The organism is Streptomyces sp. NPDC033131 (assembly GCF_055578365.1).
Genome location: NZ_JBVIPA010000001.1, coordinates 693,691 through 718,896, shown reverse-complemented (window position 1 = coordinate 718,896; position 25,206 = coordinate 693,691). Strand labels below are relative to the sequence as shown.

The window sequence follows — 25,206 nt, the reverse complement described above, 5'->3', positions numbered from 1 at the left end:
GAAGACGTGAACCGCACCACTGTTGCTCCGCCTGGTCAGACGGCGAAACCTGGGAAAGGGTTGCACAACGCACTGTGACCACCCTGTGCATCGGGTGGCCACAGTGCGTAAGGTGCTGTTCGGGGCGAACCCCGTTCACCAGCGGCTCAGCCGAAGATGTCGTACTGCTTGAAATCGGTCCCCACGGAGATCCTTGTGGCGAAGATCTCGCTGGTGGCCTTGCCGGAGCCCTTGTAGAGGTAAAGCGTGCCGCCGGGCGTACGGGCCAGGAAGTCGGCCTTGCCGTCGCCGGTGACGTCGCCGACCGCGTCGAAGGCGTTGTACGTCGTGCTGCCCCAGGTGCGCACCTTGACCCGGGCGGAGAAGGCTCCGCTGCCGGACTTGCCGGTGCCCTTGTACAGGTAGACGTAGCCGTTGGTCTTGCCGCGCGCGATCAGGTCGGTCTTGCCGTCGCCGGTGAAGTCGCCGTGGCCGCGCAGGGAGTTGTACTGGTTCCAGCCGGAGCCGAACTTCACGCGGGCCGCGAAGGTGCCGTTGCCCTTGCCGGGGTAGATCCACAGGACGCCCGCGGAGTCGACCGAGAGCAGGTCGGGCAGGTAGTCGCCGGTGACGTCGCCGGGGGTGAGGATGCGGGTGCGGGTCTTCCAGTTGTCGAAGATCTGCTGGGGGTCGGCCCAGCTCTCGGTGGCCGGGACGTAGCGCCACCAGTAGACGTCACCGGTCGAGCTCTCCCGGTACACGAAGTCCTGGTAGCCGTCCCGGTTGAGGTCGGTCTGCAGGACGACGTTGACGCCGTTCCAGTTGCCCCAGGACTGGCGGGCGCCGAAGGCGCTGCCCGTGGAGTCCTTCTCGTAGCCGGTCCCGGTGGAGGCGTTGCGCACCCACAGGTCGGCCTTGTGGTCGAAGCTCAGGTTGGTGTCGTCGACGCGCGGATAGGCGGCACCGACGTACGCGCTGACCTTGGCGAAGACGCTGTACGCACCCTTCGTCACACAGTTCGGCACGCCCCACGAGACGACGCCCACGATCCGGTTGTTCACGACCAGCGGGCCGCCGGAGTCGCCGTTGCAGGCGGACGTCGTACCGGTGTCGCTGCCGGTGGCGGGGGTGCCCGCGCAGACCATGTGCCCCTTGACGAAGTCGGTGCCGTAGTAACCGGCGCAGGTGGCGTCGGACTTGATCGGCAGCGTCGCCGTCTTCAGCGTCTGGGAGGTGGCCTGGGTGGTGGAGGTGGTTCGGCCCCAGCCGTAGAGCTTCGCACTGGTGCCGGAGGCGTACGAGGCGGTGTCGCCGGACGTCGTCATGCGGATCGGCGTGGCCTTGACCGGACTCGCCAGGGTGAGCACCGCGAGGTCGTTGTCGATGGTCCGCGCGCTGTACGACGGGTGGTTCCACTGCCGCAGGACCCCGCTGACGGTGCCGCCGTGCAGGTCGCCCTCCGAGGGCAACTGGGAGGTGCCGGTCACGACGGCACCGCCCGCGTGCCAGTCGTAACCCTTCACGCAGTGCGCGGCGGTGAGGATCTTCGTCGGCGCGATGACGGCGCCGCCGCAGAAGAAGCCGGTGTCGTCGCCCTCGTCGGCGGTGCCCTGGTCGTCGGTGTACCAGAGCTGCGCCATCCACGGGGCGGTGGTGATGGTGGTCGTCGTACCGCCGATGATCTGCGGGTCGACGGTGGACGTGCCGGTGTCGGGGTCGGTGCTGGTGCTCGCGCTCAGCGAGTCCTTGGCCGTCGTGCCTCCGGGGGTGTCGTCACCCGCCATGGCGTCGGTGATCCGCTGCTGCAGCTCGGCGAGCGAGGGCTGCGCGACCGCGGTCCTGACCGGCGGTTTCGGCGTGACGGCGGTGGTGGCGTCCGCGGACGACGTCAACAGCACGGCGGCCACGGCGGCGGCCACGCCGGCCGCGCCGACGGGCAGCGCGATCCGTATGCGACGTCTGTGCCGGCCGCTGCCCCCGGACATGGGTGTACCCACGCGAGTCCCCCCTCGGGATCATGAGTTCGGGCCGAGAAGTCGACCGAAGAGCGTGATCGTATCCCGGCCGTGTACAGCACAAAGGGCCACCCCTGGCACAGGGGTGGCCCTTTGTGGAAGGTGACGTCAGTCGCCGTTGCCCGGCGTCGGGGTCGTCTTCTGGATCTGCAGCAGGAACTCGGCGTTCGACTTCGTCTGCCTCATCTTGTCGAGAAGCAGCTCGACCGCCTGCTGCTGGTCGAGCGCGTGCAGCACCCGGCGCAGCTTCCACACGATGGCCAGCTCGTCGCCGCCGAGCAGCAGCTCTTCCTTACGGGTGCCGGACGCGTCGACGTCCACCGCCGGGAAGACTCGCTTGTCGGCGAGCTTGCGGTCGAGCTTGAGCTCGGCGTTGCCGGTGCCCTTGAACTCCTCGAAGATGACCTCGTCCATGCGGGACCCGGTGTCCACCAGGGCGGTGGCGAGGATGGTCAGCGAGCCGCCGTCCTCGATGTTGCGGGCCGCACCGAAGAAGCGCTTCGGCGGGTACAGGGCGGTCGAGTCGACACCACCGGACAGGATGCGGCCGGAGGCCGGGGCGGCGAGGTTGTACGCACGGCCCAGACGCGTGATCGAGTCGAGCAGCACGACGACGTCGTGGCCCAGCTCCACCAGACGCTTGGCGCGCTCGATGGCGAGCTCGGCGACCGTGGTGTGGTCCTCGGCCGGACGGTCGAAGGTCGAGGAGATGACCTCGCCCTTGACCGACCGCTGCATGTCGGTGACCTCTTCCGGACGCTCGTCGACCAGGACGACCATCAGGTGGCACTCGGGGTTGTTGTGCGTGATCGCGTTGGCGATCGCCTGCATGATCATGGTCTTGCCGGTCTTCGGCGGGGCCACGATCAGACCGCGCTGACCCTTACCGATCGGCGCGACGAGGTCGATGATGCGGGTGGTGAGGATGCCGGGGTCCGTCTCCAGACGGAGGCGGTCCTGCGGGTACAGCGGCGTCAGCTTGTTGAACTCCGGCCGTCCGCGCCCGGATTCGGGTGCCATGCCGTTCTGGGAGTCCAGGCGGACCAGCGCGTTGAACTTCTCGCGGCGCTCGCCCTCCTTCGGCTGGCGCACGGCACCGGTGACGTGGTCACCCTTGCGCAGGCCGTTCTTGCGGACCTGGGCGAGCGAGACGTACACGTCGTTGGGGCCCGGCAGGTAGCCCGACGTACGGATGAAGGCGTAGTTGTCGAGGATGTCGAGAATGCCCGCGACGGGGATCAGGACGTCGTCGTCGGCCAGCTGCGGCTCGGGGCCGCTCATCTCGTCACGGCCGCGACGGCCACGGCGGTCGCGGTAGCGGCCGCGACGGCCCCGGCGTCCGCCGTCGAAGTCGTCGTCGTCCTGCGGGCCGTTGTCACGCTGGCGGTCCTGGCGGTCCTGACGACCACCGCCGCTCTGCTGCTGACGGTCTGGGCGGTCCTGGCGCTGCGGCTGGCCGCCGCCCTGACCACTCTGGCCGCCCTGACCACTCTGGCCGCCCTGCTGGTCGTCGCCCTTGCGGCGGTCGCCGCGGTCACGGTCGCGGCCGCGCTCGCGGCGGTCGCGACGACGGCCCTCGCCGCCGTCAACGTCGCCCTGCGCCTGCGAAGCCGGCGTCTCGGCCTTCGGCTCGCTCTTCGCCTCGGCGGTGACCGTCTCGGGGCTGCCCGCCTCCGCGGTGGCGCGGCGACGACGGCGCTCGGTGGGAGCGTCGTCCCCCGCGCGCTCGGCCTCGCTCGCGCGGGAGGGGCCGCCGGCCGGCTGGCCGGGAATCTCGATCTGCTGCTGGGCCACGGCCTTCTCGGCGGGGGCCTCGGACTTCGCGGCCGCCTTCTTGGCGGCGGCGGGAGCGGCCTCGTCGCCCGTACGGGCCTTGGAGGTGGCGCGGCGCTTGGGCTTGGTCTCGGCAGCGGCGTCCGCGGCGGGACCTGCCGTCTTGGGAGCAGCACCCCCTCCCCCGGCCTGCGCTTCCTTGATGACCTCGATCAGCTGGCTCTTGCGCATGCGCGCAGTGCCCCTGATGCCGAGGCCCGAGGCGACCTGCTGCAGCTCGGCCAGCACCATGCCGTCGAGGCCGGTACCGCGGCGCCGCCGGGAGCCGGCACCGGTGGCAGGCGCGGAGGCGTCCGTGGCGGGCGCGGCAGCGGTCTCCTCGACACGTGCGCCCATCAGATCGGTGGTGTCGCTCACGAAGGGTCCTTCCCTGGAGCGGACGTCGGCCTGTCTGGCTCGGCGACCGGTTGTGCTGTCCGACTGCGGTCCTTGCTGTGTGGACCGTGCCGGGGCGGTGGTCCGCCTAAGCGGCGGAGGAATGTGGTGACGGCGCTTCCGAAAGCCGTGGCACTGAGTGTCCGTGTCACGTGACTTGGTCGCACCGGTTCCGGAGCGTGCCCGGCAAGTCGCTCAGTGCCCGCGTACGAGGTACTGCCCGCGTACGTCGTACGAAACACAGTGCGGCTTGGGAGGCTCCCGGAAGAGTGTCTGTCCCGGACGGGGACGTGAAGCACCTCGCCGTGGTGGGGTCGGGTGCAGACTTGAGGTTAACACTACCGGATCCAACAAACATTCCCCCTCTCGAAATCCGGCAGGCGCCGGATCTCAGATGTCACTGGCGGGCGCGAGCGGCAACACACTCGCCCCGCGGGCGTCGAACTTCAGCCGGTTCGCGGCCCAGCCCCCGCCCGCCAAGTGAGCGACCTTGTCGGCGTTCTCACCGTCGACCAGCGCGAGCACCGTGGGGCCCGCGCCGGAGATGACTGCCGGGACCCCGTCGGCCCGCAGCCGCTCCACCAGCGCCGCGCTCTCCGGCATGGCCGGCGCCCGGTACTCCTGGTGGAGCCGGTCCTCGGTGGCCGGCAGCAGCAGCTCGGGGCGCCTGGTCAGGGCCTCGACGAGCAGGGCGGCACGGCCTGCGTTGGTGGCTGCGTCGACGTGCGGCACGGTGCGCGGGAGCAGTCCGCGCGCGGTCTCCGTCAGGACCGGCTTACCGGGCACGAAAACCACCGGAACGATGGAATCGGCCGGCTCCATCCTGATGGCCCGGGCGGCACCGGCCTCCATCCAGGAGAGCGTGAAACCGCCGAGCAGACAGGCCGCCACGTTGTCGGGGTGGCCCTCGATCTCGGTGGCGAGCTCGAGCAGGGCGGTGTCGTCCAGCCTGGCCTCGCCGCCTATGGTCACGGCGCGCGCGGCGACGATGCCGGCGCAGATGGCGGCCGAGGAGGAGCCGAGGCCCCGGCCGTGCGGGATGCGGTTCGCGCAGACGATCTCCAGGCCGCGCGGCTGTCCGCCGAGCAGGTCGAAGGCGGTGCGCAGGGACCGTACGAGAAGGTGGTTCTCGTCGCGCGGGAGCGTCTCGCCGCCCTCACCCGCGATGTCGATGTGCAGCCCGGAGTCGGCCACCCGGACGACCACGTCGTCGTAGAGCCCGAGCGACAGGCCGAGGGCGTCGAAGCCCGGACCGAGGTTGGCGCTGGTGGCGGGGACGCGCACTCGGACGGCGGCGGCGCGGAAGGCTGGACCGGCCATCTCTCGATGACTCTCCTTGAGCTGCGGGACTGTCGAAGACATTCGATACGTACGTGAGGTTCCCTGGGGTGTGAGGACCCTGGGGACCGCTTCCGGGCCGCGGAGACGGCGCGGCACCCGGCCATATGCGGAGGCATATGCGGCGGGCGGGTTCGGTACAGCCTATCGAAGGAAGGATCCGTGGCGACATAGGGCGCACAGGAGGCGCACGATGCGTGTCGTAAGCCCCCTGTGCACCTTCTCTGGGGATAACCCTTTCCCGGAGGTCGTCGTGCGGGTCAGACGAGGCCGAGGCGCTCGGCCGCCGTGGCCGCGTCGACCGGGACCGTGACCGGCTGCGGGGCACCCGCGACGGCCCAGTCGGGGTCCTTGAGGCCGTTTCCGGTGACGGTGCACACGATCTGCTGTCCCGGGTCGACCTTGCCCTGCTCGGCGGCCTTCAGCAGACCGGCCACCGACGCGGCGGAGGCGGGCTCGACGAACACACCCTCCTGAGCGGCCAACAGCCGGTAGGCGCGCAGGATTTCACGGTCCGTCACCTCGTCGATGAAGCCGCCGGACTCGTCCCGTGCCGCCAGGGCGTACTGCCAGGACGCGGGGTTGCCGATCCGGATGGCGGTGGCGATGGTCGACGGGTCCTTGACGATCTCGCCGCGCACGATCGGGGCACTGCCGGACGCCTGGAAACCCCACATACGGGGGGTCCTGGTGGCGATGCCGTCGGCGGCGTACTCCTTGTAGCCCTTCCAGTACGCCGTGATGTTGCCCGCGTTGCCGACCGGCAGGACGTGGACGTCGGGTGCGTCCCCGAGCATGTCCACGATCTCGAACGCGGCCGTCTTCTGGCCCTCGATCCGCACCGGGTTGACCGAATTGACCAAAGACACGGGGTAGTTGTCGCTCAGGGCGCGGGCGAGGGTGAGGCAGTCGTCGAAATTGCCGTCGACCTGAAGGATCTTGGCGCCGTGCACGAGCGCCTGCCCCATCTTGCCGAGCGCGATCTTGCCGCGCGGGACGAGGACGGCGCAGACCATCCCGGCGCGCACGGCGTACGCGGCGGCGCTCGCGGACGTGTTGCCGGTGGAGGCGCAGATGACCGCCTTCGCGCCCTCCTCCTTGGCCCGCGTGATCGCCATGGTCATACCGCGGTCCTTGAAGGACCCGGTGGGGTTGGCACCCTCCACCTTGAGGTGGACCTCGCAGCCGGTGCGCTCGGAGAGCACCTGCGCGGGCACGAGGGGCGTGCCGCCCTCGCGGAGCGTCACGACCGGCGTGGTGCCGGACACCGGCAGCCGGTCCCGGTACTCCTCGATGATTCCGCGCCACTGGTGGGTCATTGCTGGTTACTCTCCTTCAACCCGCATGATGCTGGCGACACCACGCACGGTGTCGAGCTTGCGCAACGCCTCGACGGTTCCGCCCAGGGCGGCGTCGGACGCTCGGTGCGTGACGACGACGAGAGAGGCCTCGCCGTCCTTCCCCTGCTGGCGAACCGTATCGATCGAGACACCGTGCTCCGCGAACACGGTGGCGACCTGGGCGAGAACACCCGGTTTGTCCGCCACGTCGAGGCTGATGTGGTACCGCGTGACGACCGCGCCCATGCCCGACACGGGCAGCGCGGCGTACGAGGACTCGCCGGGGCCGGTGGCGCTGTTCAGCCGGTTGCGGCAGACGGCGACGAGGTCGCCGAGCACGGCGGACGCGGTGGGGGCGCCACCGGCGCCGGGACCGTAGAACATCAGCTGCCCGGAGGCGTCGGACTCGACGAAGACGGCGTTGTACGCGCCGCGCACGGAGGCGAGCGGGTGGGTCAGCGGAATCATCGCGGGGTGCACGCGCGCGGTGACGGACCCGCCGTCCTCCGCCCGCTCGCAGATGGCGAGCAGCTTGATGGTGCAGCCCATCTCGCGTGCGGAGGCGAAGTCGGCGGCGGTGACCTCGGTCATGCCCTCGCGGTAGACGTCGTCGAGACGCACGCGCGTGTGGAAGGCGATCCCGGCGAGGATGGCGGCCTTGGCGGCGGCGTCGAAGCCCTCGACGTCGGCGGTCGGGTCGGCCTCGGCGTACCCGAGGGCGGTGGCCTCGTCGAGGGCTTCCTGATAGCCCGCGCCCGTGCTGTCCATCTTGTCGAGGATGAAGTTCGTGGTGCCGTTGACGATCCCGAGCACCCGGTTGACCTTGTCGCCGGCGAGGGACTCGCGCAGCGGCCGGATCAGCGGGATGGCACCGGCGACGGCGGCCTCGTAGTAGAGGTCCCTGTTGTGCTCTTCCGCCACCGCGTGCAGGGCGGCGCCGTCCTGCGCGAGAAGGGCCTTGTTCGCGGAGACGACGGAGGCGCCGTGCTCGAAGGCGGTGGTGATGAGCGACCGAGCCGGCTCGATGCCGCCGATGACCTCGACGACCACGTCGATGTCACCGCGCTTGACGAGGGCGGTGGCGTCGGTGGTGACGAGGGCGGGGTCGATGCCCTCGCGGACCCTGGAGGGCCGTCGTACGGCCACACCGGCGAGCTCCACGGGCGCACCGATCCGCGCGGCGAGGTCGTCGGCGTGCGTCGTCATGATGCGCGCCACCTCTGAGCCGACCACTCCACAGCCCAGCAGCGCCACCTTCAGCGGACGCGTACGCATCATCCGACCTCGTTTCCTCATACCGTCACGGTGGGACCAGTCTCACTCACCGGACGGGACTTTCTATCCCATGTCCGGATCGTGAGACATCGATTTCATGTGTACGGGGCGGCAGGACAGGAGATCTTGCACCCCCGTTTTTCCGAGTGCTCACCCCACGTCGAGGCGCAGCAGGTCCTCCTCCGTCTCCCGGCGGACGATCACCCGGGACTCGCCGTCGTTGACCGCGACCACCGGCGGCCGCAGCACGTGGTTGTAGTTGCTGGCCATGGACCGGCAGTACGCACCCGTCGCCGGTACGGCGATCAGGTCACCCGGTGCCAGGTCGGCCGGCAGGAACGCGTCCTTCACCACGATGTCACCGCTCTCGCAGTGCTTGCCGACGACGCGGGCGAGCATCGGCCCGGCGTCGGAGGTGCGGGAGACGAGAGCGACGCTGTACTCGGCGTCGTACAGCGCGGTACGGATGTTGTCGGACATGCCGCCGTCGACGGAGACGTACGTACGCAGCCCGTCGAGGGGCTTGATGGTGCCGACCTCGTAGAGCGTGAAGGCGGTCGGCCCGACGATGGCGCGTCCCGGCTCGACGGAGATGCGGGGCGTGCGCAGCTTGGCGCCCTCGCACTCACGGGTGACGATCTCGGTCAGCGCCTTGGCGATCTCGTGCGGCTCGCTGGGGTCGTCGTCGCTGGTGTAGGCGATGCCGAGGCCGCCGCCGAGGTCGATCTCGGGCAGCTCGACGCCGTGCTCGTCGCGCACGTCCTTCAGCAGCCCGACGACACGGTGGGCGGCGACCTCGAACCCGGACATGTCGAAGATCTGGGATCCGATGTGGCTGTGGATGCCGATGAGTTCGAGCCCGTCGAGCCGCAGGGCGCGGCGTACGGCCTCGGCGGCCTGGCCCCCGGCAAGCGGAATGCCGAACTTCTGGTCCTCGTGGGCGGTGGCGATGAACTCGTGGGTGTGGGCCTCGACGCCGACGGTGACACGGATCTGCACCCGTTGCCGCTTGCCCAGCGACTGCGCGATGTGGGCGACGCGGACGATCTCCTGGAACGAGTCGAGGACGATACGCCCGACGCCCGCCTCGATGGCCCGGTGGATCTCCTCCGTCGACTTGTTGTTGCCGTGGAAGGCGATGCGGTCGGCGGGCATCCCGGCGGAGAGAGCGGTCGCGAGCTCGCCGCCCGAGCAGACGTCGAGATTGAGCCCTTCCTCGTGCAGCCAGCGGACGATGGCGCGGGAGAGGAACGCCTTGCCGGCGTAGAAGACGTCGGCGTCGGTCCCGAAGGCACTGCGCCAGGCACGGGCACGGGCCCGGAAATCGGTCTCGTCGACGATGTAGGCGGGGGTGCCGTGCTCCTCTGCGAGGGCCTTCACGTCGATGCCGCCGACGGTGACGACGCCGTCCTGGTCGCGGGTGACGGTCTGCGCCCACACCTTGGGGTCGAGCGTGTTGAGGTCGGCCGGCGGGGCCGAGTAGTGGCCCTCGGGGAGGACATCGGCGTGACGGGGCCCGGCGGGGTGTGCGGAACGGCTCATGGCGTGTTCGGTGCTTCCTCAGAGGTGATCGGGTGCGTCGATACCGAGCAGGGACAGGCCGCCGGCCAGCACCGTCCCGGCGGCTTCGGCAAGTGCGAGCCGGGCACGGTGGGCGGCCGAGGGTTTCTCCGCGCCGTGCGGCAGGACGACGGGAAGGAAAGGGAGCACGGCGTCGGCGACGGCGACGAGGTGCCGGGCCAGGCGGTCCGGGGCACGGTCCGCTGCGGCGTGCGCCAGGACGCGGGAGTGGTCGCTCAGGACGGTGACGAGTGCGGGCGCCTCGGGGAGAGGGCCGGGCTCGCGGGTGAAGCCCAGGTCGGCGGCGTTACGGCTCAGGGCCCGGATGCGGGCGTGGGCGTAACGGACACGGAAGAGGGGGTTGCTCTCCCGCTGGACGAGATGGCCGTCGCCGATGCGGGGCCGGTCGTGTGCGGCGGGGTGCAGCAGGGCCCAGCGGGCGGCGTCCCGGCCGAGGGGGAGGGGGTCCGCGGGGGCGGGCAGGGGGCGTACGTCGGCGTCGAGCGGGGCAGGCCCGGCGGGCCTGCCCCCCGTACGGGGCCTGCCATGAGCGTCGACCCGCACACCGAGGATCTCCACCCAGGCAGCCTCGGGACGGGCCTCGCAGCCGGTGCGCACGAGCGCCCCCTGGGAGCGCAGCAGCCGGGCGACGGCATCCATGACCACGACGGCACGGACCTCATGCGGGGCGTACAGCTGAACGACGTCTCCGGCCGGCCCGTCGGCGTGTCCGTACCTCTGCCCGCGCCGGAAGATCTCCTCGACGAGCGCGACGGACGACGTGCTCCGCAGACTGATGTTGAGAAACCCGGGCCCGGTGACGACGACGTCGGCGACCTCGGCCGTATCGCGGGCGAGCAGATACGACCGGAGGATCTCGGCGACGCGCCGCGGCGGCTGCCCTGCCGGGCGGGCGAGCTGAAGAGCGATGTTGGTGGCGTAGTCCCCGCAACCACCGGGACCGGGCACACTCACCACGGCCCGCCCCGGCACGGTCACGCTCAGCTCCCCCTCATCGACAGCACGACGCACCGCGCACAGCACGGTACGAGAGAGCTCGACGGGGGTCACGGGACAAGCGTAGGGGAGGAGGGGGGTGGGTAGGCGAGTCGATTTGTGCGGGGTCCGGGATGTGGACGGGGTGGGGTCGGGTGTGGCGCCGGGGGCGGGCGTGGCCGGGAGAGGTCGCGGGGGTGGGCGGGAGAGGTCGCGGGCGTGGCCGGGAGAGGTCGCGGGGGTGGGCGGGAGAGGTCGCGGGCGTGGCCGGGAGAGGTCGCGGGGGTGGGCGTGGGCGGGTAAGTCAGTCGGGGAGGTGAGGTCGGGGAGGTGAGCTCAGCCGCCGCTTCGGCCGGCCCGCTCGGCCTCTCCGCCGCCGAGGACACTTCCGAGCGCCATCCCGTCAGCTCCCCCTGACTGCCCGCTCTGCTTCCGCTCGACCAAATGCCGGACGATCCGCACGAGTTCGGCAGGCTCGAAGGGCTTGGCGAGGAACGCGTCAATGCCGACGTCCAGCCCGGCCTCGACCTCGTACTGCGTACAGGCGCTGATGATGGCGAGGGGGAGATCGCTGGTGCGCGGGTCGTCCCGCAGCCGCGCGGCCGTCCGGAGCCCGTCCAACCGGGGCATGACGACATCAAGGGTGACCAGATCAGGGCGCACCTGATGAACGACATCCAGACACTCGGCACCATCGGCCGCGGTCACGACCTCGAGGCCCTCCAGCTCGAGATTGACCCTGATCAGCTGCCGGATGACCTTGTTGTCGTCCACAACAAGCACCCGGCCCGACGCGCCTGGCACAACTCGAGAGTAGGTCGGGACCGGCCACCGCGTCCGGGTTTTCCCCACTTCCACCCCGTGCGGGCGACCCTGCCCCTCCCCGCAACGACCGGACCACCCCGCAAGCCCCTGCCCGACCTCCCGTGACCCCGCAAAACCGTTCATGAACACCCCGACAGAGCTGGTAGGGTTCTACCCGTCGCAGCGAACACCGCAGCCGACACGCCCCCGTAGCTCAGGGGATAGAGCAACGGCCTCCGGAGCCGTGTGCGCAGGTTCGAATCCTGCCGGGGGCACCCTTCATACGGTGCCCAAGACCCCGTCACCAGCGGAAACGCTGGGGCCGGGGTCTTCGCGTAAGTGCAGCCGTATGCAGTCCTGAGCGGCCCTATGACGGGGTCTGTGGACTATTCGTGGACAGGATCTTGGGCCATCCGCCCTGGTCAGACCTAACAAAAAACGAAGGCCCCCGGACGAATCCAGGGGCTTCGGAGCGTCCCGCCCTCGCGGGTCACTCGTACTCGTGAGACGGGTCTTCGATCTGAAAGGCCTCAGCCAGTGGCTTTGGCGACGATGCGGTCCATCTCCTCCCGCCCGAAGGCCCGCAGGGTGGTGGAACGGACGTTGCCCAACCCGGCGACCTGGAGGAGCACCGCAGTGGCGGTCTCATCGTCGGGCGCCTCTACGACGGCCACGATGTCGTACGGACCGACGGTCCAGTAGAGGTTCAGGACCTTCACCCCCAGCTTCTGTGCCGCAGCCGCGAAGGCCTCGGCGCGCTGCGGGGTGTCCTTGTAACCCCGGACCCCCTGATCGGTCCAGTTCAGCAACGAGACATACGTCGGCATGGTCTTTCACCCCTATGAAGAAGACACAACACATCGTCGATCAATGCTGAGCACCATCACGCGAAATGCGCATTTACAGGCAGGCCGGACGAGTGAGTTGACTCCGGTGAGGGGACTCGCCATGTGTGAGCCGTCGCCGCTGTCCGGCGCCGCAGTCGACGTGGCCGAGGAGACGCCGGCCGGTGCAGCGGGCGGGCTTCACCATCCCCCTCGGCGAGCCCTTGGTGCACTAGTCCGGAGGAGCAAGTCACGTATGACGACCCGTCCGAGAGTGCGCTTCGACGGCTGGATCGCCGGCGTGGGCACCTCCGGTGGTACGCGCATCGTGCTCGGGCACTGGTCGCGGTCACCGTTCGGAGCGTTCAGCGATGTGATGCTGGAGCGGGCCGACGGGGAACGGCTGCTGCTGGCCCCCACACAGGAGACGGCGGACTTCATCCGTGGCACCTACGTCTTCGACGCCGTACGCGTCGCCCCGGTCGGTGTGAGCGTCGCCGACGGCACCTGGACCGTCACCGCGGGATCCCTTGATCTGTGCTTCTCCACCGGCCGCCGGGGACTGCTGGGGTTCCTGTTGTGTGCGGTTCCCGGCGTGCTCGCCCGCCGGCCGGTATGGAGTGCGCTGGTGGACCGGCCGGCCCGGGTGCTGTTGGCCGGTGTACGGACCCGTGGCAGTGCCGGCGGGGGCCGACGCGAGTGGTACGGGGCTCGTGACCTGCGGCCGGTCACCGCGCTGTCGGCGGTCTTCGAGGGCCGTGATCTCGGCGTGCTGGCGCCCGTCGAACCGCCCGTGCGCTTCGGGTTCGGCTCGGTGCCGCGCACGCCCTCCCTCACGCGGGTCACGACGACCGTGGCGCGCGGCCCGGAGTGAGGACCACCGGGTCACGACGCGGCTGGCGCTGCCGAACGCCGACAAGACCGATCTTCGGCTAGATGGGGCTTGGCGCCACCATCGCATTTGCCGCGGGGTAGCAGCCGAGGGGGTCGGCTCGTCCGTCTGTGCGGGGCGCCGGTTCATCGGCCGTAGGCGTCCGTGCGGGGAACGGGGCCCGCGTCGGCGTGGTGGCCGGGGTGAACGGAGGCGTGGCGTTGGCCGGGGCCGGGGCCGCTGCGGGCGGCCAGCGCGTCGGCGACGACCCCGGTGGTGAAGGCGTAGACGGCCTTGTGCAGGACGTCCACGACGACTTCCCCGCGGGGCCAGGTGGAGGGCGGGGCGCCGACGCCGGTCGCGTTCTCGAGGATCTGGTCGTTGGTCAGACGCACGACGGTGAACTTGGCGGAGGCGAGTGGTCCGCGCAGTCCGGTGTGGGCCATGACCGAGCGGAGCACGCCGAGAAGGGCGGCCTGGCCGTGGTGCATGGCCCAGTTGACCGGCAGCGGCTGCGTGCCGGGACGTTCCGGCAGTCCGGTCAGGCGCTGAAGGACCCGCGCGGGCACGTGGGAGTCGGGACGTCCGGTGACGGTCTGCTCGATCTTCTCGCCGAGGGTCATCACGACGCCTCCGGCGGTACCGGCGATCAGCCCCTGCCACAGTGCCCGCTTGATCATGCCTGGCGGGTACCCCGTACCCGCGTCTCCACCCGGCCGTACGAGCCGGGCCGCGCCTGGGCCCCCACTCGCATGCCCCTGCTCAGACGCCCGGCCGGATGACCGCGCGGACGCAGCCGTCGGTCTTGTGCTTGAACAGGTCGTAGGCCCGTGGTGCCTCGTCGAGGGACACGGTGTGGGTCGCCAGGTGGGACGTGCTGAGCTCCCCGGCGGCCATGCGCTCCAGCAGCATCGGGATGTAGCGCTGGCCGTGCATCTGGGCGCCGCGTACGGTCAGGCCCTTGTTGATCACCGCGCCCAGGGGGAACTTGTCGACGGCGCCGGCGAAGACGCCGAGGACGAAGACCGTGCCGGCCTTGCGGCAGGCGTGGATGGCCTGGCGGACGGCGGTGGGGCGGTCGGTCTGGAGCCGCAGCTGCTGCTTGGCCTGGTCGTACAGGTGCACCGGGCTGTCGCTGTGCGCCTCCATGCCGACCGCTTCGATGCACACGTCCGGGCCCCGGCCGCCGGTGCGTTCGCGCAGTTCCGCCCCGACGTCGGTGGCCGTGTAGTCGATGACCTCGCTGCCGATGTGCCGCTCGGTCATCTCCAGCCGTTCGGGGATCCGGTCGATGGAGATCACGCGTTCCGCGCCGAGCAGGATCGCGGCGCGCGCCGCCATCTGACCGACGGCCCCGCAGCCCCACACGGCGACGACGTCACCCGGTTTCACGCCCGCCAGGTCGGCCCCCATCCATCCGGTGGGCGCCGAGTCCGACGCGAACAGGGCGCTCGTGTCGTCGACGCCCTCCGGGACGGGGAAGGCTCCGTAGTCGGCGAAGGGCACGCGTACGTACTCGGCGTGGCTGCCGCGCAGCCCGCCCATGGCGTGCGAGTAGCCGAACACGGCGCCGGTCTCGGTACCGAAGAGGGCCTGTCCGATGCCGGGGTTGGTGTTGGTGTTGTCGCACAGCGACCACAGGTCGTTGGCGCAGTACCAGCAGCGGCCGCAGCCGACGAACGAGCAGACCACCACCCGGTCGCCCACCTTGTGCTTGCGGACACCGGAGCCCACCTCGACGACCTCGCCGAGGAACTCGTGCCCGATGACGTCCCCGGACCGCATGAAGGGGATGTAGCCGCCGATGAGGTGCAGGTCCGAGCCACAGGTGGTGCCCGCGATCAGTCGTACGATCACGTCCTGGTCGTTGCGCAGGACCGGATCGGGCACGTCCTCGACGCCGAGTTTGTTGACGCCTTCCCAGCACAGGGCCCTCACAGCACTCCCTCCCCGCCCGCGCGCCTGGTCAGCAACCCGACGAGCTTGCCGCCGGGGGTCTCGTGCGTGCTGGGCGGCGCGTCGGGTTGAAGAATTTCGCCGGTCTCCAGCAGTGACTTCGCCTCGTGCAGGGCGCGGCGCAGGTCCTGGCGTGGATCCTGACCGGCGAACCGCGCGGGTACGGAGTGCGCGGTGTCCGGTAACGCTGCCGTGAGGCGTACGGCCACTTCCGTGCCCCGGTCACCGGGTGCGGGCCGGATGCGCGTCTCGATGCGGTCGCCGTACTCCTGCAGCGGTGACGGCAGCTTGTCGGGCTGGAGGTCGCCGGGCGCACGGTTGATCGTCACCGTCAGCCAGCGGTTCCCGGCGGCCGGGCCGGCCGGACGCGCGCCGGAGCGCTGTAGGGCGACCACGGCCCCGGCGGTGAGGCCGGCCGCGGCCGCCCACAGTGTTTTCGTCACGGTCACGGGCGGTCACCTCAGGGAGGAAGCGGGAGTACGACGACGGGTGAGCAGCGCGCCCAGCGCGATCATGCCGATGCCGAGGACGAAGTGCAGCCAATCGTCGGCCGTGTTCAGCGGCACGAAGTTGGCGCTGCTGTCGTGGCCGACGAACAGGCCGTACAGCCACAGCACGAGATAGACGGCACCGCCGGCCAGCAGGTAGGTGCGGGCCGTGGCGGCGGTGCGGGCCATCGCGATGCCTGCGACGCCGAACGCGAGGTGGACGAGGTTGTGCAGGATGGATATCTGGAAGATGCCGAGGAGTTCGGCCCCGGAGTCGTGCGAGGCGAACTCCATGTCGTCGTAGTTCGTGGTGATCCCCGGAATGAATCCCAGGATTCCCACCAGCAGGAACACCGCTCCGACCAGCAGTGCCGCCTGCTGGACGGGGGTACGGGCTCTGCCCGGGGTACGTGGGTGCGTGGTCATCGCGGCTCCGCCCTTCTCTTGGTGCGCACCGATGAGCGCCGATGAGCGCCGATACGCGGCGAGTACCCCGGCGGTGAGGTGCAACCACGCCGGAATCGTGCCGCTGGTCGAGTGACTGCGGCGGGGCCGGTCCGGCGCGGGAGCCGCGGTCCGGATGCCATCCCGTCGAACGTGGCCGACGCTCACCTCCTCCCCCTTTCTCCGGCGAGTGATCTCCACGCCGAGGGGGACCTGCGTACTCACCATCGACTGCCCTGGAGGCACAGGTGACCTTCAATCCACTGGAACAACGCGGTATCCCGCTGGACCGGCAGATCAGGAACTGGCGCGAGCTGGACGTCACTCCCATCGACCCCGATCACTGCGACCCGATGGACCGCACCCGCGACGCCGTGCGCCAGGCGATGGGCCGCGACGGATCCCACTGATCGCGTTCGTCCGGGGATCGGCCATGTGGTCCCTGCGACAGCAGGGGCCACGCGGGCCGCTCCCCAGGCGCCTGGCACCGCCCTGACGAGTGCTTTCCCCGCGCACCTGCCTGCGTCCCCGGCCCGACCGGCCCCTGACCGGCCCCTGACCGGCCATGGATCCTGACATATGGGGCACCCGAGACGGTCACCAGTGGGCGATGTCAGGAAGGACGGCGATGGGGGCACGGCGGTCGACGGCTGCTCAGACGGTGCTGGACGTGACCCGTTCCAGCCCTTTCTCCGAAGTGCCGCGGGCGCTGTGCCGGACGGTGACGGTGTGTGAGGCCCTGTCCATGGACGGGGCGACCTTGTCGCTGCTGACGGACACGCCCTCACGGCAACTGCTGTGCGCCTCCGACGCGACGGCTCTGTGCCTGGAGGAAGTCCAGTTCACCGCGGCGGAAGGCCCCTGTATCACCGCTGCGGCGGAGGGCACACCGGTCCTGGTGGAGGACCTGCGCCAAGACCTCGGCCGCTGGCCCTTCTTCAGCGCGGGCATGAACGAACGGCTCCCGGACGTCGGAGCCGTCTACGCCTTCCCGCTGTCGCTGGGCGACGAGACGCTCGGCTCCATGGATCTGCTGCGGCACGACGGGGGCGGCCTGGACGACCGCACGGTACGGGAGTGCCGGCACGTCGCCGACGCCGTGGTCGAGGGCCTGCTCTCGACGCTCACCGAGCTGCTGACCGGCAGCGCACCCCCGGTCTGGGAACCGGCGGACGTCATCCGGTCCCACTGCTCATCGACGCACCAGGCCATCGGGATCGTGGCAGCGCGCCTCGACATCAGCATCGCCGACGCGCTCGCCCGGATGCGCGCGGAGGCCTTTCGCAGCGGACGGACACTGGCCGAGATCACCACGGCCGTCCTGAACCGTCCGCCCCGCGCGTAGGGCAGGCCGGGGAATCTTCCGCCGCGATGTGGTTACACCAGGTCCTATGGCACGGACATCGAAATCCGCTCACCTGACCAGTGAACCGCCGGCGCCGGGACGACAGCGGGTCGGACCGGGAGAAGACGTGGAGCGGCGGGCACCGGACGAGCCCACCCAGATGCCGAAACGGTCCTGGTGGGCAGTGCTCAAGGGGACGGTCGGCGAGTTCAAGCAGGACGAGCTCACCGATCGGGCCGCGGGGCTGACGTACTACGGAGTGCTGTCGCTGTTCCCGGCGCTGCTGGTGCTGGTGTCGTTGCTGGGCGTCGCCGGGAAGTCGGCCACGGACCAGGTGCTGCAGAACCTCCAGCGGCTGGCCCCGGGATCCGCCCGGGACATCATCGGCAACGCCGTGCAGCAGTTGCAGGGCCGTGGCGGTGTCGGCTCCGTCATGGCGATCGTCGGCATCCTGCTGGCCGTGTGGTCGGCCTCCGGATATGTCGCGGCCTTCATCCGCAGCGCCAACGCCGTGTACGACATGCCCGAGGGCCGTCCGGTGTGGAAGCTGCTGCCGGTCCGGGTGGGCGTGACGGTGGTGCTGCTGGTGCTGGCCGTGGTCAGCGCGTTGATCGTGGTGTTCACCGGCGGTCTGGCCCGCCAGGCCGGCGCGGCGCTGGGGATCGGCGACACGGCGTTGACGGCGTGGTCGATCGCGAAGTGGCCGGTGCTGGTCGTGCTGGTCACGATCATGATCGCGATCCTGTACTGGGCGGCACCGAACGTGAAGGGCCGCGGCTTCTCATGGATCACCCCGGGCAGTTTCCTGGCGCTGGTGATGTGGATGATCGCGTCGGCGGGCTTCGCGTTCTACGTGGCGAACTTCGCCTCGTACAACAAGACGTACGGGACGCTCGCCGGTGTGATCGTGTTCCTGGTGTGGCTGTGGATCAGCAACATCGCGATCCTGCTCGGTCTCGAATTCGACGCGGAGATGACCCGTCAGCGGGCCGTCGTGGGCGGCCTGCCCGACGGTGCGGAGCCCTACGTACCGCCCCGGGACACCCGCAAGTGGAGCGAGGAGGACCAGCGTCGGATGGAACACCAGAGGGAATGAGAGCACGCCATGGACCTGTTCGAGTCTCTTCACGACGGTGATCACCGGCTGGGACGGCAGGTGTCGTCCTGGCCGTCGGACGGTGCCCGGCGGCTGCTGCCCGCCGTGGAGGAGGCCGCCGAGCACACCAAGCTGTGGTGGGGTGCCGCCGTGCTCATGGCGGCCGCCGGTGGCCGGCGGGGGCGCCTGGCCGCGGTCACGGGAGTGGTGAGCATGGCCGTGGCGCAGACGGTGTCGAACGGTGCGGTCAAGCACATGTGGCGGCGGCGCCGGCCGCCCGAGGAGTGGATCTCGCCGGAGGAGGTGCGGGAGCGGCCCGACTCGCCGTCCTTCCCCTCCGGGCACACGGCGGCGGCCGTCGGTTTCACGGCCGCCGTGGCAGCGGTGTGGCCGTGGGCGGGCGCGGCTTGTGCGGTGCCGACAGCCTTGGTGGCGTACGAGCGCGTGCACTCCGGCGCGCACTATCCCTCCGACGTCGCGGCGGGAGCCTTGATCGGGCTGGCCGCGTCCGTAGCCGCCTGCCAGGCTCCGCGGCTGCTGCGGCGCGCGCTGCTGTGACGACGAAGACCGGCGTCGGACAGCCGAGCCCATCAGGTGTATGCACGGGGCCGGTGTCCGTCAGGTGTACGGGGCCGGTGTCCGTCCGTCAGGTAAACGGGCCGGCGTCCCGTCAGGTGCACGGGCCGGTGTCGTCAGCCGCCTTCTACGCCGGTGACGCTGTGGGCGGCTCCGACCGGCTTCGGTTCCGGTGAGCCGCGCTGCCGCAGGTAGATGGACAGCGCCGCCATCGAGGCGACGGCCAGCAGCTCCGACTGCCGGTTCTGGAGGGTGCGGTTCCAGAAGTCCGCGGCCCACTCGGGTGGCCTCTCTCCGGTGTGCTCGCCGACCTGCTGGTCCCGGTCGGGTTCAGTGCCGGACGTGCCCGTCTCCTTGGACTCCGGCAGCAACGAGCGGCGCTCGAACGGCTTCCACGCCTGTGGGTCCCGCGCCCGGCCGATCGTGCGCGGCGCCGTGGCCGGAAAGCGCGGGCCGGTTGACGGCGGTCCGGCGCCTACCGGTGCCCCGGCTCCCGTCCGCACCGGTGTCGTACCGGGCACGGATTGGTTGCGGCATGGGCTTTTCGGCTCGGCGGCGCGGGTGCTGCGGCAGCATCGCGACGTATGAGCAGAGATCGGTATGTCGACTTCCTGCGGGCGTGGGCCATCGGGGCGGTGGTGTTCGGGCACTGGCTGATCACCGGGCTGGTGCGCGGGGACGACGGGGCGATCGGGGCGCCGGAGTTGTTGGCGGTGGTGCCCTGGACCCAGTGGCTGACGCTGGGGTTCCAGGTCATGCCGTTGTTCTTCCTCGCCGGCGGGCATGCCGCGGGCGGCTCCTGGGAGCGGGACCGGGGTGCGGGTGGTACGGCCGCGGAGTGGGTGGGGCGGCGGGCGCTGCGGTTGTTGCTGCCGGCCGGGGTGTACAGCGGGCTGGTGCTGGCCGCCGTGGGGGTGTCGGCGGCCGTCGGCGTGGACCCGTACACCCTCGAACTCGTGGGATGGGCCCTGGCCATGCAGTTCTGGTTCCTGCCCGTGTATCTCGTCCTCAGTGCCCTGACTCCGTTGCTGCACGCGGCGCATCGGCGCTGGGGGGTCCTCGTCCCCGTCGCGATGGGTGTGGTCGCTGTCGGCGCGGGTGCTCTCGACGTCGGGCTGCTCAACTACGTGCTCGTGTGGGGGGTCGCCTACCAGTCGGGGTTCTGCTGGCGGGACGGGCTGCTGGGCGAGCGGTCGACGGTCCCGGCACTGATGGCGGCGGGCGGCGGGCTGGCCTTCGCGTTGCTGGTCGGTCCCGGTCCGTTTCCCGTCAGCCTGATCCTGGTGACCGGGCAGGACCCGAGCAACACCAATCCTCCGTCGGCGGCGATGCTCGCCTGGGTGGTGGCCCAGACGGGGGCCTGTCTGCTGCTCGCGCCGCTGCTGCGGCGGGTGTTGGCGCGGGAGCGGGTGTGGCGGCGGGTGCGGGTGGTGAGCGGGGTCAGCATGACCCTGTACCTGTGGCACATGGTGCCCGTGCTCGTCGTCGCCGCCGTCTTCTACCTGCCCGGTCTCGCGCCCGATCCCGGATTCGCGTCCGCCACCTGGTGGGGAATGAGACTGCCCTGGCTGCTGGTTCTGGCGGGCGTGCTCGCCGGGGTCGTGTTCGCGCTGCGGCCGCTGGAGCGGGGGTTGGGGGCGGTGTACGAGCGGGTCCGGCCGCAGGGGCGGCCACGAGCGGCCTGGGCGCTGTGGCTCGGGCTCGCCGCCTGCGTGGCCGTGCTGAGCCGGTTCGCCGCGCAGGGGTTCGCCCACGACGGACGGTTCCCGGCCGGGCCCGCGGCGGGGCTCGGCCTGGGCCTCGCGCTGGTGGTGCTCTCCGGGTGGCGGACGGGCGTTGAGCGGAACAGGACGGCGGACGACGCCCTGGAGGAAGCCGCCTGACGCCGGGGCGGCCGTCGGCCCGGCCACCGGGCCGTGGCAGGGGCGTGTGGCAAGATGCTGCGGCCATGCCCCACCAGAAAGGGACGATTTCCATGTCCAGGGTCGAGCTGACCACGAACTTCGGCCGAGTCGTTCTCGAACTGCACGACGCCGAGGCCCCCAAGACCGTCGAGAACTTCCTCACGTACGTCCGCAACGGGCACTACGACGGCACCATCTTCCACCGCGTCATCGACGGCTTCATGGTCCAGGGCGGTGGTTTCACCGCGGACATGGTTCAGAAGCCGACCCTGGCCCCGGTCCCGAACGAGGCCGACAACGGCCTGAAGAACACGGCCTACACGGTCGCGATGGCGCGTACCAGCGACCCGCACTCCGCGACCGCCCAGTTCTTCGTGAACGTGTCGGACAACGACTTCCTCAACTACACGGCGAAGACCCCGAACGGCTGGGGCTACACCGTCTTCGGCCGGGTCGCCGAGGGCCAGGACGTCGTCGACCAGATCAAGGGGGTCCGCACCGGCAGCAGCCGCGGACACGGCGACGTGCCGACCCAGACGGTCCTCATCGAGGGCGCCAAGGTTCTCGGCTGACGAGAGCCGACGGTCTGCCGGGACCTGCGGCTGCGGGGCGCACCGGCCCACGCGGTACGCAGGTCACGCGGACCTCTTGCGGCCCGTCGCCTTCTTCGCCGCCGTCTTCTTCGCGGGCGTCTTCTTGGCCGCCGCGGTCTTCTTCGTGCCCTGCGCCGACTTGGCCGTCGTCCTCTTCGCCGCCGTCGTCTTCTTCCCGGCCGTCGTCTTCTTCGCCGTGGACGTCGACTTCTTGCCGCCCGCCTGCTTGGGGGTGGCCCGCGCCGACTTCCGGGCCGGCATCGGTGTGACCTCCGCGTGCTCGCCGGCCTCCTCCTCGCCCCGGGACTCCTTCGCCGCCCGCACGCTGTTCTCCAGCGCCGCCATCAGGTCGAGGACCTTGCCGCCCTTGGCCGGTTCGGGGGACTCGGGCGGGGCCTCGCCGGCCGCCTTCGCGGCGACGACCTCCTCCAGGGCCTCGCGGTACTCGTCGTGCAGGTCCTCCAGCTCGATCTCGCCGAGGGTGTCCATCAGGGCGTCCGCGAGGTCGAGTTCCTTGTCGTTGACCGTGACGTCGGTGTCGGGGGCCAGGCCCTCGGGGGCGCGGACCTCGTCCGGCCAGAGCAGGCCGTGCAGGGCGATGGCGTCGCCCACCACCCGGAGCATGCCGAGGCGCTCGCGGCCCCGCAGCGCGAACTTGGCGATGGCGACCTTCTGGCTGCGCTTGAGGGCCTCGCGCAGCAGGGTGTACGGCTTGGCGGCCGGGGCGCCGCCCGCGGCGAGGTAGTACGCCGCGTCCATCTGGAGCGGGTCGATCCGGTCGGCGGGGACGAACGCCACGATCTCGATCGTCTTGGCCGTGGGGAGCGGCAGGTGGGCCAGGTCGTCGTCCGTGATCGGGATGATCGTGCCGTCCGCGTCCTCGTAGCCCTTGCCGATCTCCGACGTGGTCACCTCGCGGTCCTCCAGCTCGCACACCTTGCGGTAGCGGATGCGGCCGCCGTCGTCCAGGTGGATCTGGCGGAAGGAGATCGAGTGGCTCTCGGTGGCGTTCACCAGCTTGATGGGGATGCTCACCAGGCCGAACGAGATGGCGCCGTTCCATATGGATCGCACGTGCAGCACCCTTTCGATCGGTTTACGGGGTCTTGTCAGTATTGACGACACTTACGACGAAATCTCTGGGATTCTCATCGTATGACGCCGATCACAGAGGTGGAGGGGCGAAGGCTCGCGCTCAGCAATCTGGAGAAGGTGCTGTATCCCGCGACCGGGTTCACCAAGGGCGAGGTGCTGCACTACTACGCGACCACCGCCGAGGTCATGCTGCCCCATCTGCGGGATCGGCCCGTGTCCTTCCTGCGCTATCCGGACGGGCCCGACGGGCAGGTGTTCTTCGCCAAGAACGTGCCGCCCGGTACGCCCGACTGGGTCACCACCGCCGTGGTGCCCCGGTCGGAGGGGCCGGCCCGGATGGTGCTGGTGCAGGACCTGGCGAGCCTGGTGTGGGCGGCGAACCTGGTCACCGAGTTCCACACCCACCAGTGGGTCCTCGACGCGCCCGGCGAGGCCGACCGGCTGGTCTTCGACCTCGACCCGGGGGCGCCGGCGGGCATCGTCGAGTGCTGCGAGGTCGCCCTGTGGCTGCGTGAGCGGCTCGCGGCGGACGGCATCGAGGCGTACGCGAAGACCGCCGGGTCCAAGGGGCTGCATCTGCTGGCCGCCCTGCGCCCGGTCTCCTCCGACGCCGCCACCGAGTACGCCAAGCGGCTCGCCGTCGAGGCGGAGAAGGCGATGCCCCGCCTGGTCGTCCACCGCATGACGCGGAGCCTGCGGCCCGGGAAGGTGTTCGTCGACTGGAGCCAGAACGCCGCCCGCAAGACGACGGCCACGCCGTACACGCTGCGGGCGCGGGCGCGGCCGTTGGTGTCGGCGCCGGTGACGTGGGGCGAGGTCGAGGAGTGCGGGGCGCCCGAGCAGCTGGCGTTCGAGGCACCGGACCTCGCCCCGCGCGTGCGGGACCACGGCGATCTGCTGGCCCCGCTCCTCGACGCGGACGCGGCGGGATCGCTGCCCTGAGCGACCCTGCCGCGGATCACTTCACGAGGCCCGAGGGGTCGCCGCCCCCCGCGTCTGAAGGGTCACACCCGCACCCACGTCTGCCGGTCCCGGGCCATCGCGTGCAGCGCCTCCACGTCCGCAGGTTTGAGGACGCCACCGAGCCGGGCCAGGCCCTCGACGTCCGTGTCGGTGACGATGCGGGCCTCGCGCAGCGGTGCGGTGACCGTCACGTCGGCGGGTTGGACAAGGGCCAGCACCGGGTGGACCTCGGCGGTCAGGGCGTAGGAGGCGCGGGCGGCGTCGGCGCGGACGCGGCGCAGCACCGGGCGGGGTTCGCGGCGGCCCAGCGCGACCATGGGGTCGGCGACCGTGACCCGCTGCCTGCGGGCGTACAGCGTGTGGACCGCGAAGAGCCCGCCGGGGCCGATCACCAGGTGGTGGACGCGGTCGCCGCCGGGCAGCGGGACCGAGTGCAGGGCGTGCCAGCCGGCGCCGTCGAGCCGGTCCAGGGCCTCCCCCACCGCCTGTTCGGCCGTGAGGGCGCGGCGGCGGGGGTCGGGGCGGAGCCGGTGGGCGGGGCCGGGGTCCCGGTCCAGGGCGATCTGGAGCGCCTCGCCGGGGCGGTTGGGCGCCAGGTCGTCGTCCGGGTGGAGGGACAGCCGAGCCAGTTCCGCGGGGGTCGGCACCGGGGGCGGGCCGATCTCCACCGCTCCGGTCAGAAAGGGTCCGAGGGCGTCGAGGACGTCCTGTCTGCGGTCCTCGCTCAGCAGGTTGACCCGGGATGCCTCACGGTCGTACCAGGCGATGTTCCTGCCGTCCGTGAGGCAGACGTACAGCCGTTCCCGACCGTGGCGCCAGGTCGGTACGACGCGCAGTCCGCTCATGCACCATCACCCCACGACCATGGGAACAGGCTCGGTGCGCCAGGGGCAAGAAGCCGGTTGTCTTTGCCGGTCACCTTTGAAGGGGAGTTGACCCGGGTACCTATGGGTGAGTTGGTGGGGTCTTGGGGAGGCGCCGTTGCGGACGCGTGGGAAGCAGGCCGACGTACCCGCTCCGGAGCATGCGTGGAACGAGGTCGTGCCGGGGCTGTGGATGGGCGGGCACGAGTTCAGGCGGCAGTCCGGGCAGGTCGGGTTCGCCGTCGTACGGGACGAGTTCGATGTCGTGCAGACGCTGCTGAGGCTGCCGGGGCACGGGCCCGACGAGGGGGTCGAGCACCATGTGTGGCCGATTCCCGACGGACCGCTGGACGGCACCCAGCTCGCGGGCGTGATACGGCTGGCACGGGCGGCGTGCGACGCGCTGGCCGCGGGCCGCACGGTCCTCGTCCGCTGCTACCACGGCTACAACCGCTCGGGGCTGGTCGTCGCGCACGCCCTGGTCCGCCAGGGGCACTCGGCGGACGAGGCGATACGGCTGATCCGGTCCCGCCGCTCGCCCTGGGCCCTGCACAACGAGCTCTTCGTCGAGTACCTGCAAGCCGGGCTGCCGACGGCCAGGCTCCTTGAGGAGCTGGCCGAATAATCGTTTCTTCTCGGCCGTGCGCGGGCGCGACCGAGAGGAGCGCAAAAA

Annotated in this window: 25 protein-coding genes and 1 tRNA gene; 10 read left to right on the top strand and 16 right to left on the bottom strand. The window is 70.8% G+C overall.

The annotated features are described in order from the left end of the window. Positions 1-146 precede the first annotated feature (146 nt). From ACZ5XS_RS03240 to ACZ5XS_RS03205, 8 genes are all read right to left on the bottom strand, one after another. Complete coding sequence (locus ACZ5XS_RS03240) at positions 147-1,964, bottom strand: trypsin-like serine protease (RefSeq protein WP_468647520.1); 1,818 nt, start codon at positions 1,962-1,964, stop codon at positions 147-149. Positions 1,965-2,102: 138 nt separating this feature from the next. Continuing rightward, a complete protein-coding gene (rho, locus tag ACZ5XS_RS03235; RefSeq protein ID WP_468647460.1) occupies positions 2,103-4,184 on the bottom strand; it encodes a transcription termination factor Rho in 2,082 nt (693 codons plus the stop codon). Positions 4,185-4,592: 408 nt separating this feature from the next. Further along, on the bottom strand, positions 4,593-5,522 hold the full coding sequence (thrB, locus tag ACZ5XS_RS03230; protein ID WP_217239361.1) for a homoserine kinase: 930 nt from the start codon (positions 5,520-5,522) through the stop codon (positions 4,593-4,595). 278 nt (positions 5,523-5,800) lie between these two features. Next, on the bottom strand, positions 5,801-6,859 hold the full coding sequence (gene thrC / locus ACZ5XS_RS03225) for a threonine synthase (RefSeq protein WP_468647459.1): 1,059 nt from the start codon (positions 6,857-6,859) through the stop codon (positions 5,801-5,803). Positions 6,860-6,865: 6 nt separating this feature from the next. Next, complete coding sequence (locus tag ACZ5XS_RS03220; protein ID WP_468647458.1) at positions 6,866-8,158, bottom strand: homoserine dehydrogenase; 1,293 nt, start codon at positions 8,156-8,158, stop codon at positions 6,866-6,868. 147 nt (positions 8,159-8,305) lie between these two features. After that, complete coding sequence (lysA, locus tag ACZ5XS_RS03215) at positions 8,306-9,697, bottom strand: diaminopimelate decarboxylase (RefSeq protein ID WP_468647457.1); 1,392 nt, start codon at positions 9,695-9,697, stop codon at positions 8,306-8,308. Positions 9,698-9,715: 18 nt separating this feature from the next. Further along, positions 9,716-10,786, bottom strand: coding sequence for an ArgS-related anticodon-binding protein NrtL (nrtL, locus tag ACZ5XS_RS03210; RefSeq protein ID WP_468647456.1), 1,071 nt, complete (start codon positions 10,784-10,786; stop codon positions 9,716-9,718). 261 nt (positions 10,787-11,047) lie between these two features. Continuing rightward, positions 11,048-11,563, bottom strand: a complete 516-nt coding sequence (locus ACZ5XS_RS03205; RefSeq protein ID WP_468647519.1) for a response regulator — start codon at positions 11,561-11,563, stop codon at positions 11,048-11,050. A gap of 155 nt (positions 11,564-11,718) precedes the next feature. Here ACZ5XS_RS03205 and ACZ5XS_RS03200 point away from each other — a divergent pair. After that, positions 11,719-11,790: transfer RNA gene (locus ACZ5XS_RS03200), tRNA-Arg, on the top strand. A gap of 255 nt (positions 11,791-12,045) precedes the next feature. On the opposite strand, the gene ACZ5XS_RS03195 is transcribed toward ACZ5XS_RS03200, so the two are convergent. Then, a complete protein-coding gene (locus tag ACZ5XS_RS03195) occupies positions 12,046-12,342 on the bottom strand; it encodes a GYD domain-containing protein (protein ID WP_468647455.1) in 297 nt (98 codons plus the stop codon). Positions 12,343-12,595: 253 nt separating this feature from the next. Here ACZ5XS_RS03195 and ACZ5XS_RS03190 point away from each other — a divergent pair, with 253 nt between their 5' ends. Then, positions 12,596-13,213, top strand: coding sequence for a hypothetical protein (locus tag ACZ5XS_RS03190; RefSeq protein WP_468647454.1), 618 nt, complete (start codon positions 12,596-12,598; stop codon positions 13,211-13,213). A gap of 143 nt (positions 13,214-13,356) precedes the next feature. Here the strand turns inward: ACZ5XS_RS03190 and ACZ5XS_RS03185 are convergent, their stop codons facing one another. The 4 genes from ACZ5XS_RS03185 to ACZ5XS_RS03170 all read right to left on the bottom strand — a co-directional run bounded on the left by ACZ5XS_RS03185 (position 13,357) and on the right by ACZ5XS_RS03170 (position 16,080). After that, positions 13,357-13,890: a hypothetical protein gene (locus ACZ5XS_RS03185; protein WP_468647453.1), complete on the bottom strand. Its 534-nt coding sequence runs from the start codon at positions 13,888-13,890 to the stop codon at positions 13,357-13,359. Between the two features lie 82 nt (positions 13,891-13,972). Next, complete coding sequence (locus tag ACZ5XS_RS03180; protein WP_468647452.1) at positions 13,973-15,148, bottom strand: zinc-dependent alcohol dehydrogenase; 1,176 nt, start codon at positions 15,146-15,148, stop codon at positions 13,973-13,975. Beyond that, complete coding sequence (locus ACZ5XS_RS03175) at positions 15,145-15,615, bottom strand: hypothetical protein (protein WP_468647451.1); 471 nt, start codon at positions 15,613-15,615, stop codon at positions 15,145-15,147. Before ACZ5XS_RS03175 ends, ACZ5XS_RS03180 begins: the two co-directional genes overlap by 4 nt. Positions 15,616-15,621: 6 nt before the next feature. After that, a complete protein-coding gene (locus ACZ5XS_RS03170; RefSeq protein ID WP_468647450.1) occupies positions 15,622-16,080 on the bottom strand; it encodes a DUF4383 domain-containing protein in 459 nt (152 codons plus the stop codon). Between the two features lie 266 nt (positions 16,081-16,346). Between ACZ5XS_RS03170 and ACZ5XS_RS03165 the strand changes: the two genes are divergently transcribed. From ACZ5XS_RS03165 to ACZ5XS_RS03150, 4 genes are all read left to right on the top strand, one after another. After that, positions 16,347-16,508 (top strand): hypothetical protein, encoded by a 162-nt coding sequence (locus ACZ5XS_RS03165; RefSeq protein WP_468647523.1) that lies wholly within the window; start codon positions 16,347-16,349, stop codon positions 16,506-16,508. A 260-nt stretch (positions 16,509-16,768) separates the two neighbouring features. Then, a complete protein-coding gene (locus ACZ5XS_RS03160; RefSeq protein ID WP_468647449.1) occupies positions 16,769-17,443 on the top strand; it encodes a GAF domain-containing protein in 675 nt (224 codons plus the stop codon). 46 nt (positions 17,444-17,489) lie between these two features. After that, positions 17,490-18,539 (top strand): YihY/virulence factor BrkB family protein, encoded by a 1,050-nt coding sequence (locus tag ACZ5XS_RS03155; RefSeq protein ID WP_468647448.1) that lies wholly within the window; start codon positions 17,490-17,492, stop codon positions 18,537-18,539. A 9-nt stretch (positions 18,540-18,548) separates the two neighbouring features. Next, complete coding sequence (locus ACZ5XS_RS03150; protein ID WP_468647447.1) at positions 18,549-19,097, top strand: phosphatase PAP2 family protein; 549 nt, start codon at positions 18,549-18,551, stop codon at positions 19,095-19,097. A gap of 134 nt (positions 19,098-19,231) precedes the next feature. On the opposite strand, the gene ACZ5XS_RS03145 is transcribed toward ACZ5XS_RS03150, so the two are convergent. Beyond that, entirely contained in the window at positions 19,232-19,636 is a 405-nt protein-coding gene (locus ACZ5XS_RS03145) for a DUF6766 family protein (RefSeq protein ID WP_468647446.1), read from the bottom strand. A gap of 63 nt (positions 19,637-19,699) precedes the next feature. Here ACZ5XS_RS03145 and ACZ5XS_RS03140 point away from each other — a divergent pair, with 63 nt between their 5' ends. After that, the gene (locus ACZ5XS_RS03140; protein WP_468647445.1) at positions 19,700-20,998 is read left to right on the top strand and encodes an acyltransferase family protein; all 1,299 of its coding nucleotides are present in this window, start codon (positions 19,700-19,702) and stop codon (positions 20,996-20,998) included. Positions 20,999-21,090: 92 nt separating this feature from the next. After that, positions 21,091-21,591, top strand: coding sequence for a peptidylprolyl isomerase (locus ACZ5XS_RS03135; protein ID WP_468647444.1), 501 nt, complete (start codon positions 21,091-21,093; stop codon positions 21,589-21,591). Between the two features lie 63 nt (positions 21,592-21,654). On the opposite strand, the gene ku is transcribed toward ACZ5XS_RS03135, so the two are convergent. Beyond that, entirely contained in the window at positions 21,655-22,686 is a 1,032-nt protein-coding gene (gene ku / locus ACZ5XS_RS03130; RefSeq protein ID WP_468647443.1) for a non-homologous end joining protein Ku, read from the bottom strand. Positions 22,687-22,767: 81 nt separating this feature from the next. On the opposite strand from ku, the gene ligD reads away from it, so the two are divergent. Beyond that, entirely contained in the window at positions 22,768-23,649 is an 882-nt protein-coding gene (ligD, locus tag ACZ5XS_RS03125) for a non-homologous end-joining DNA ligase (protein ID WP_468647442.1), read from the top strand. A 62-nt stretch (positions 23,650-23,711) separates the two neighbouring features. Here the strand turns inward: ligD and ACZ5XS_RS03120 are convergent, their stop codons facing one another. Then, complete coding sequence (locus tag ACZ5XS_RS03120; RefSeq protein ID WP_468647441.1) at positions 23,712-24,515, bottom strand: nuclease-related domain-containing protein; 804 nt, start codon at positions 24,513-24,515, stop codon at positions 23,712-23,714. A 136-nt stretch (positions 24,516-24,651) separates the two neighbouring features. Here ACZ5XS_RS03120 and ACZ5XS_RS03115 point away from each other — a divergent pair, with 136 nt between their 5' ends. Continuing rightward, positions 24,652-25,158, top strand: a complete 507-nt coding sequence (locus ACZ5XS_RS03115) for a protein-tyrosine phosphatase family protein (RefSeq protein ID WP_468647440.1) — start codon at positions 24,652-24,654, stop codon at positions 25,156-25,158. Positions 25,159-25,206 lie beyond the last annotated feature (48 nt).

Bases quoted from the DNA above. Each gene is read 5' to 3' on its own strand.
- ACZ5XS_RS03240 (WP_468647520.1), bottom strand. From the start codon at position 1,964: ATGTCCGGGGGCAGCGGCCGGCACAGACGTCGCATACGGATCGCGCTG.
- thrB (WP_217239361.1), bottom strand. From the start codon at position 5,522: ATGGCCGGTCCAGCCTTCCGCGCCGCCGCCGTCCGAGTGCGCGTCCCC.
- thrC (WP_468647459.1), bottom strand. From the start codon at position 6,859: ATGACCCACCAGTGGCGCGGAATCATCGAGGAGTACCGGGACCGGCTG.
- ACZ5XS_RS03220 (WP_468647458.1), bottom strand. From the start codon at position 8,158: ATGATGCGTACGCGTCCGCTGAAGGTGGCGCTGCTGGGCTGTGGAGTG.
- lysA (WP_468647457.1), bottom strand. From the start codon at position 9,697: ATGAGCCGTTCCGCACACCCCGCCGGGCCCCGTCACGCCGATGTCCTC.
- ACZ5XS_RS03195 (WP_468647455.1), bottom strand. From the start codon at position 12,342: ATGCCGACGTATGTCTCGTTGCTGAACTGGACCGATCAGGGGGTCCGG.
- ACZ5XS_RS03190 (WP_468647454.1), top strand. From the start codon at position 12,596: ATGACGACCCGTCCGAGAGTGCGCTTCGACGGCTGGATCGCCGGCGTG.
- ACZ5XS_RS03185 (WP_468647453.1), bottom strand. From the start codon at position 13,890: ATGATCAAGCGGGCACTGTGGCAGGGGCTGATCGCCGGTACCGCCGGA.
- ACZ5XS_RS03170 (WP_468647450.1), bottom strand. From the start codon at position 16,080: ATGACCACGCACCCACGTACCCCGGGCAGAGCCCGTACCCCCGTCCAG.
- ACZ5XS_RS03155 (WP_468647448.1), top strand. From the start codon at position 17,490: ATGGCACGGACATCGAAATCCGCTCACCTGACCAGTGAACCGCCGGCG.
- ACZ5XS_RS03150 (WP_468647447.1), top strand. From the start codon at position 18,549: ATGGACCTGTTCGAGTCTCTTCACGACGGTGATCACCGGCTGGGACGG.
- ACZ5XS_RS03140 (WP_468647445.1), top strand. From the start codon at position 19,700: ATGAGCAGAGATCGGTATGTCGACTTCCTGCGGGCGTGGGCCATCGGG.
- ACZ5XS_RS03135 (WP_468647444.1), top strand. From the start codon at position 21,091: ATGTCCAGGGTCGAGCTGACCACGAACTTCGGCCGAGTCGTTCTCGAA.
- ligD (WP_468647442.1), top strand. From the start codon at position 22,768: ATGACGCCGATCACAGAGGTGGAGGGGCGAAGGCTCGCGCTCAGCAAT.
- ACZ5XS_RS03120 (WP_468647441.1), bottom strand. From the start codon at position 24,515: ATGAGCGGACTGCGCGTCGTACCGACCTGGCGCCACGGTCGGGAACGG.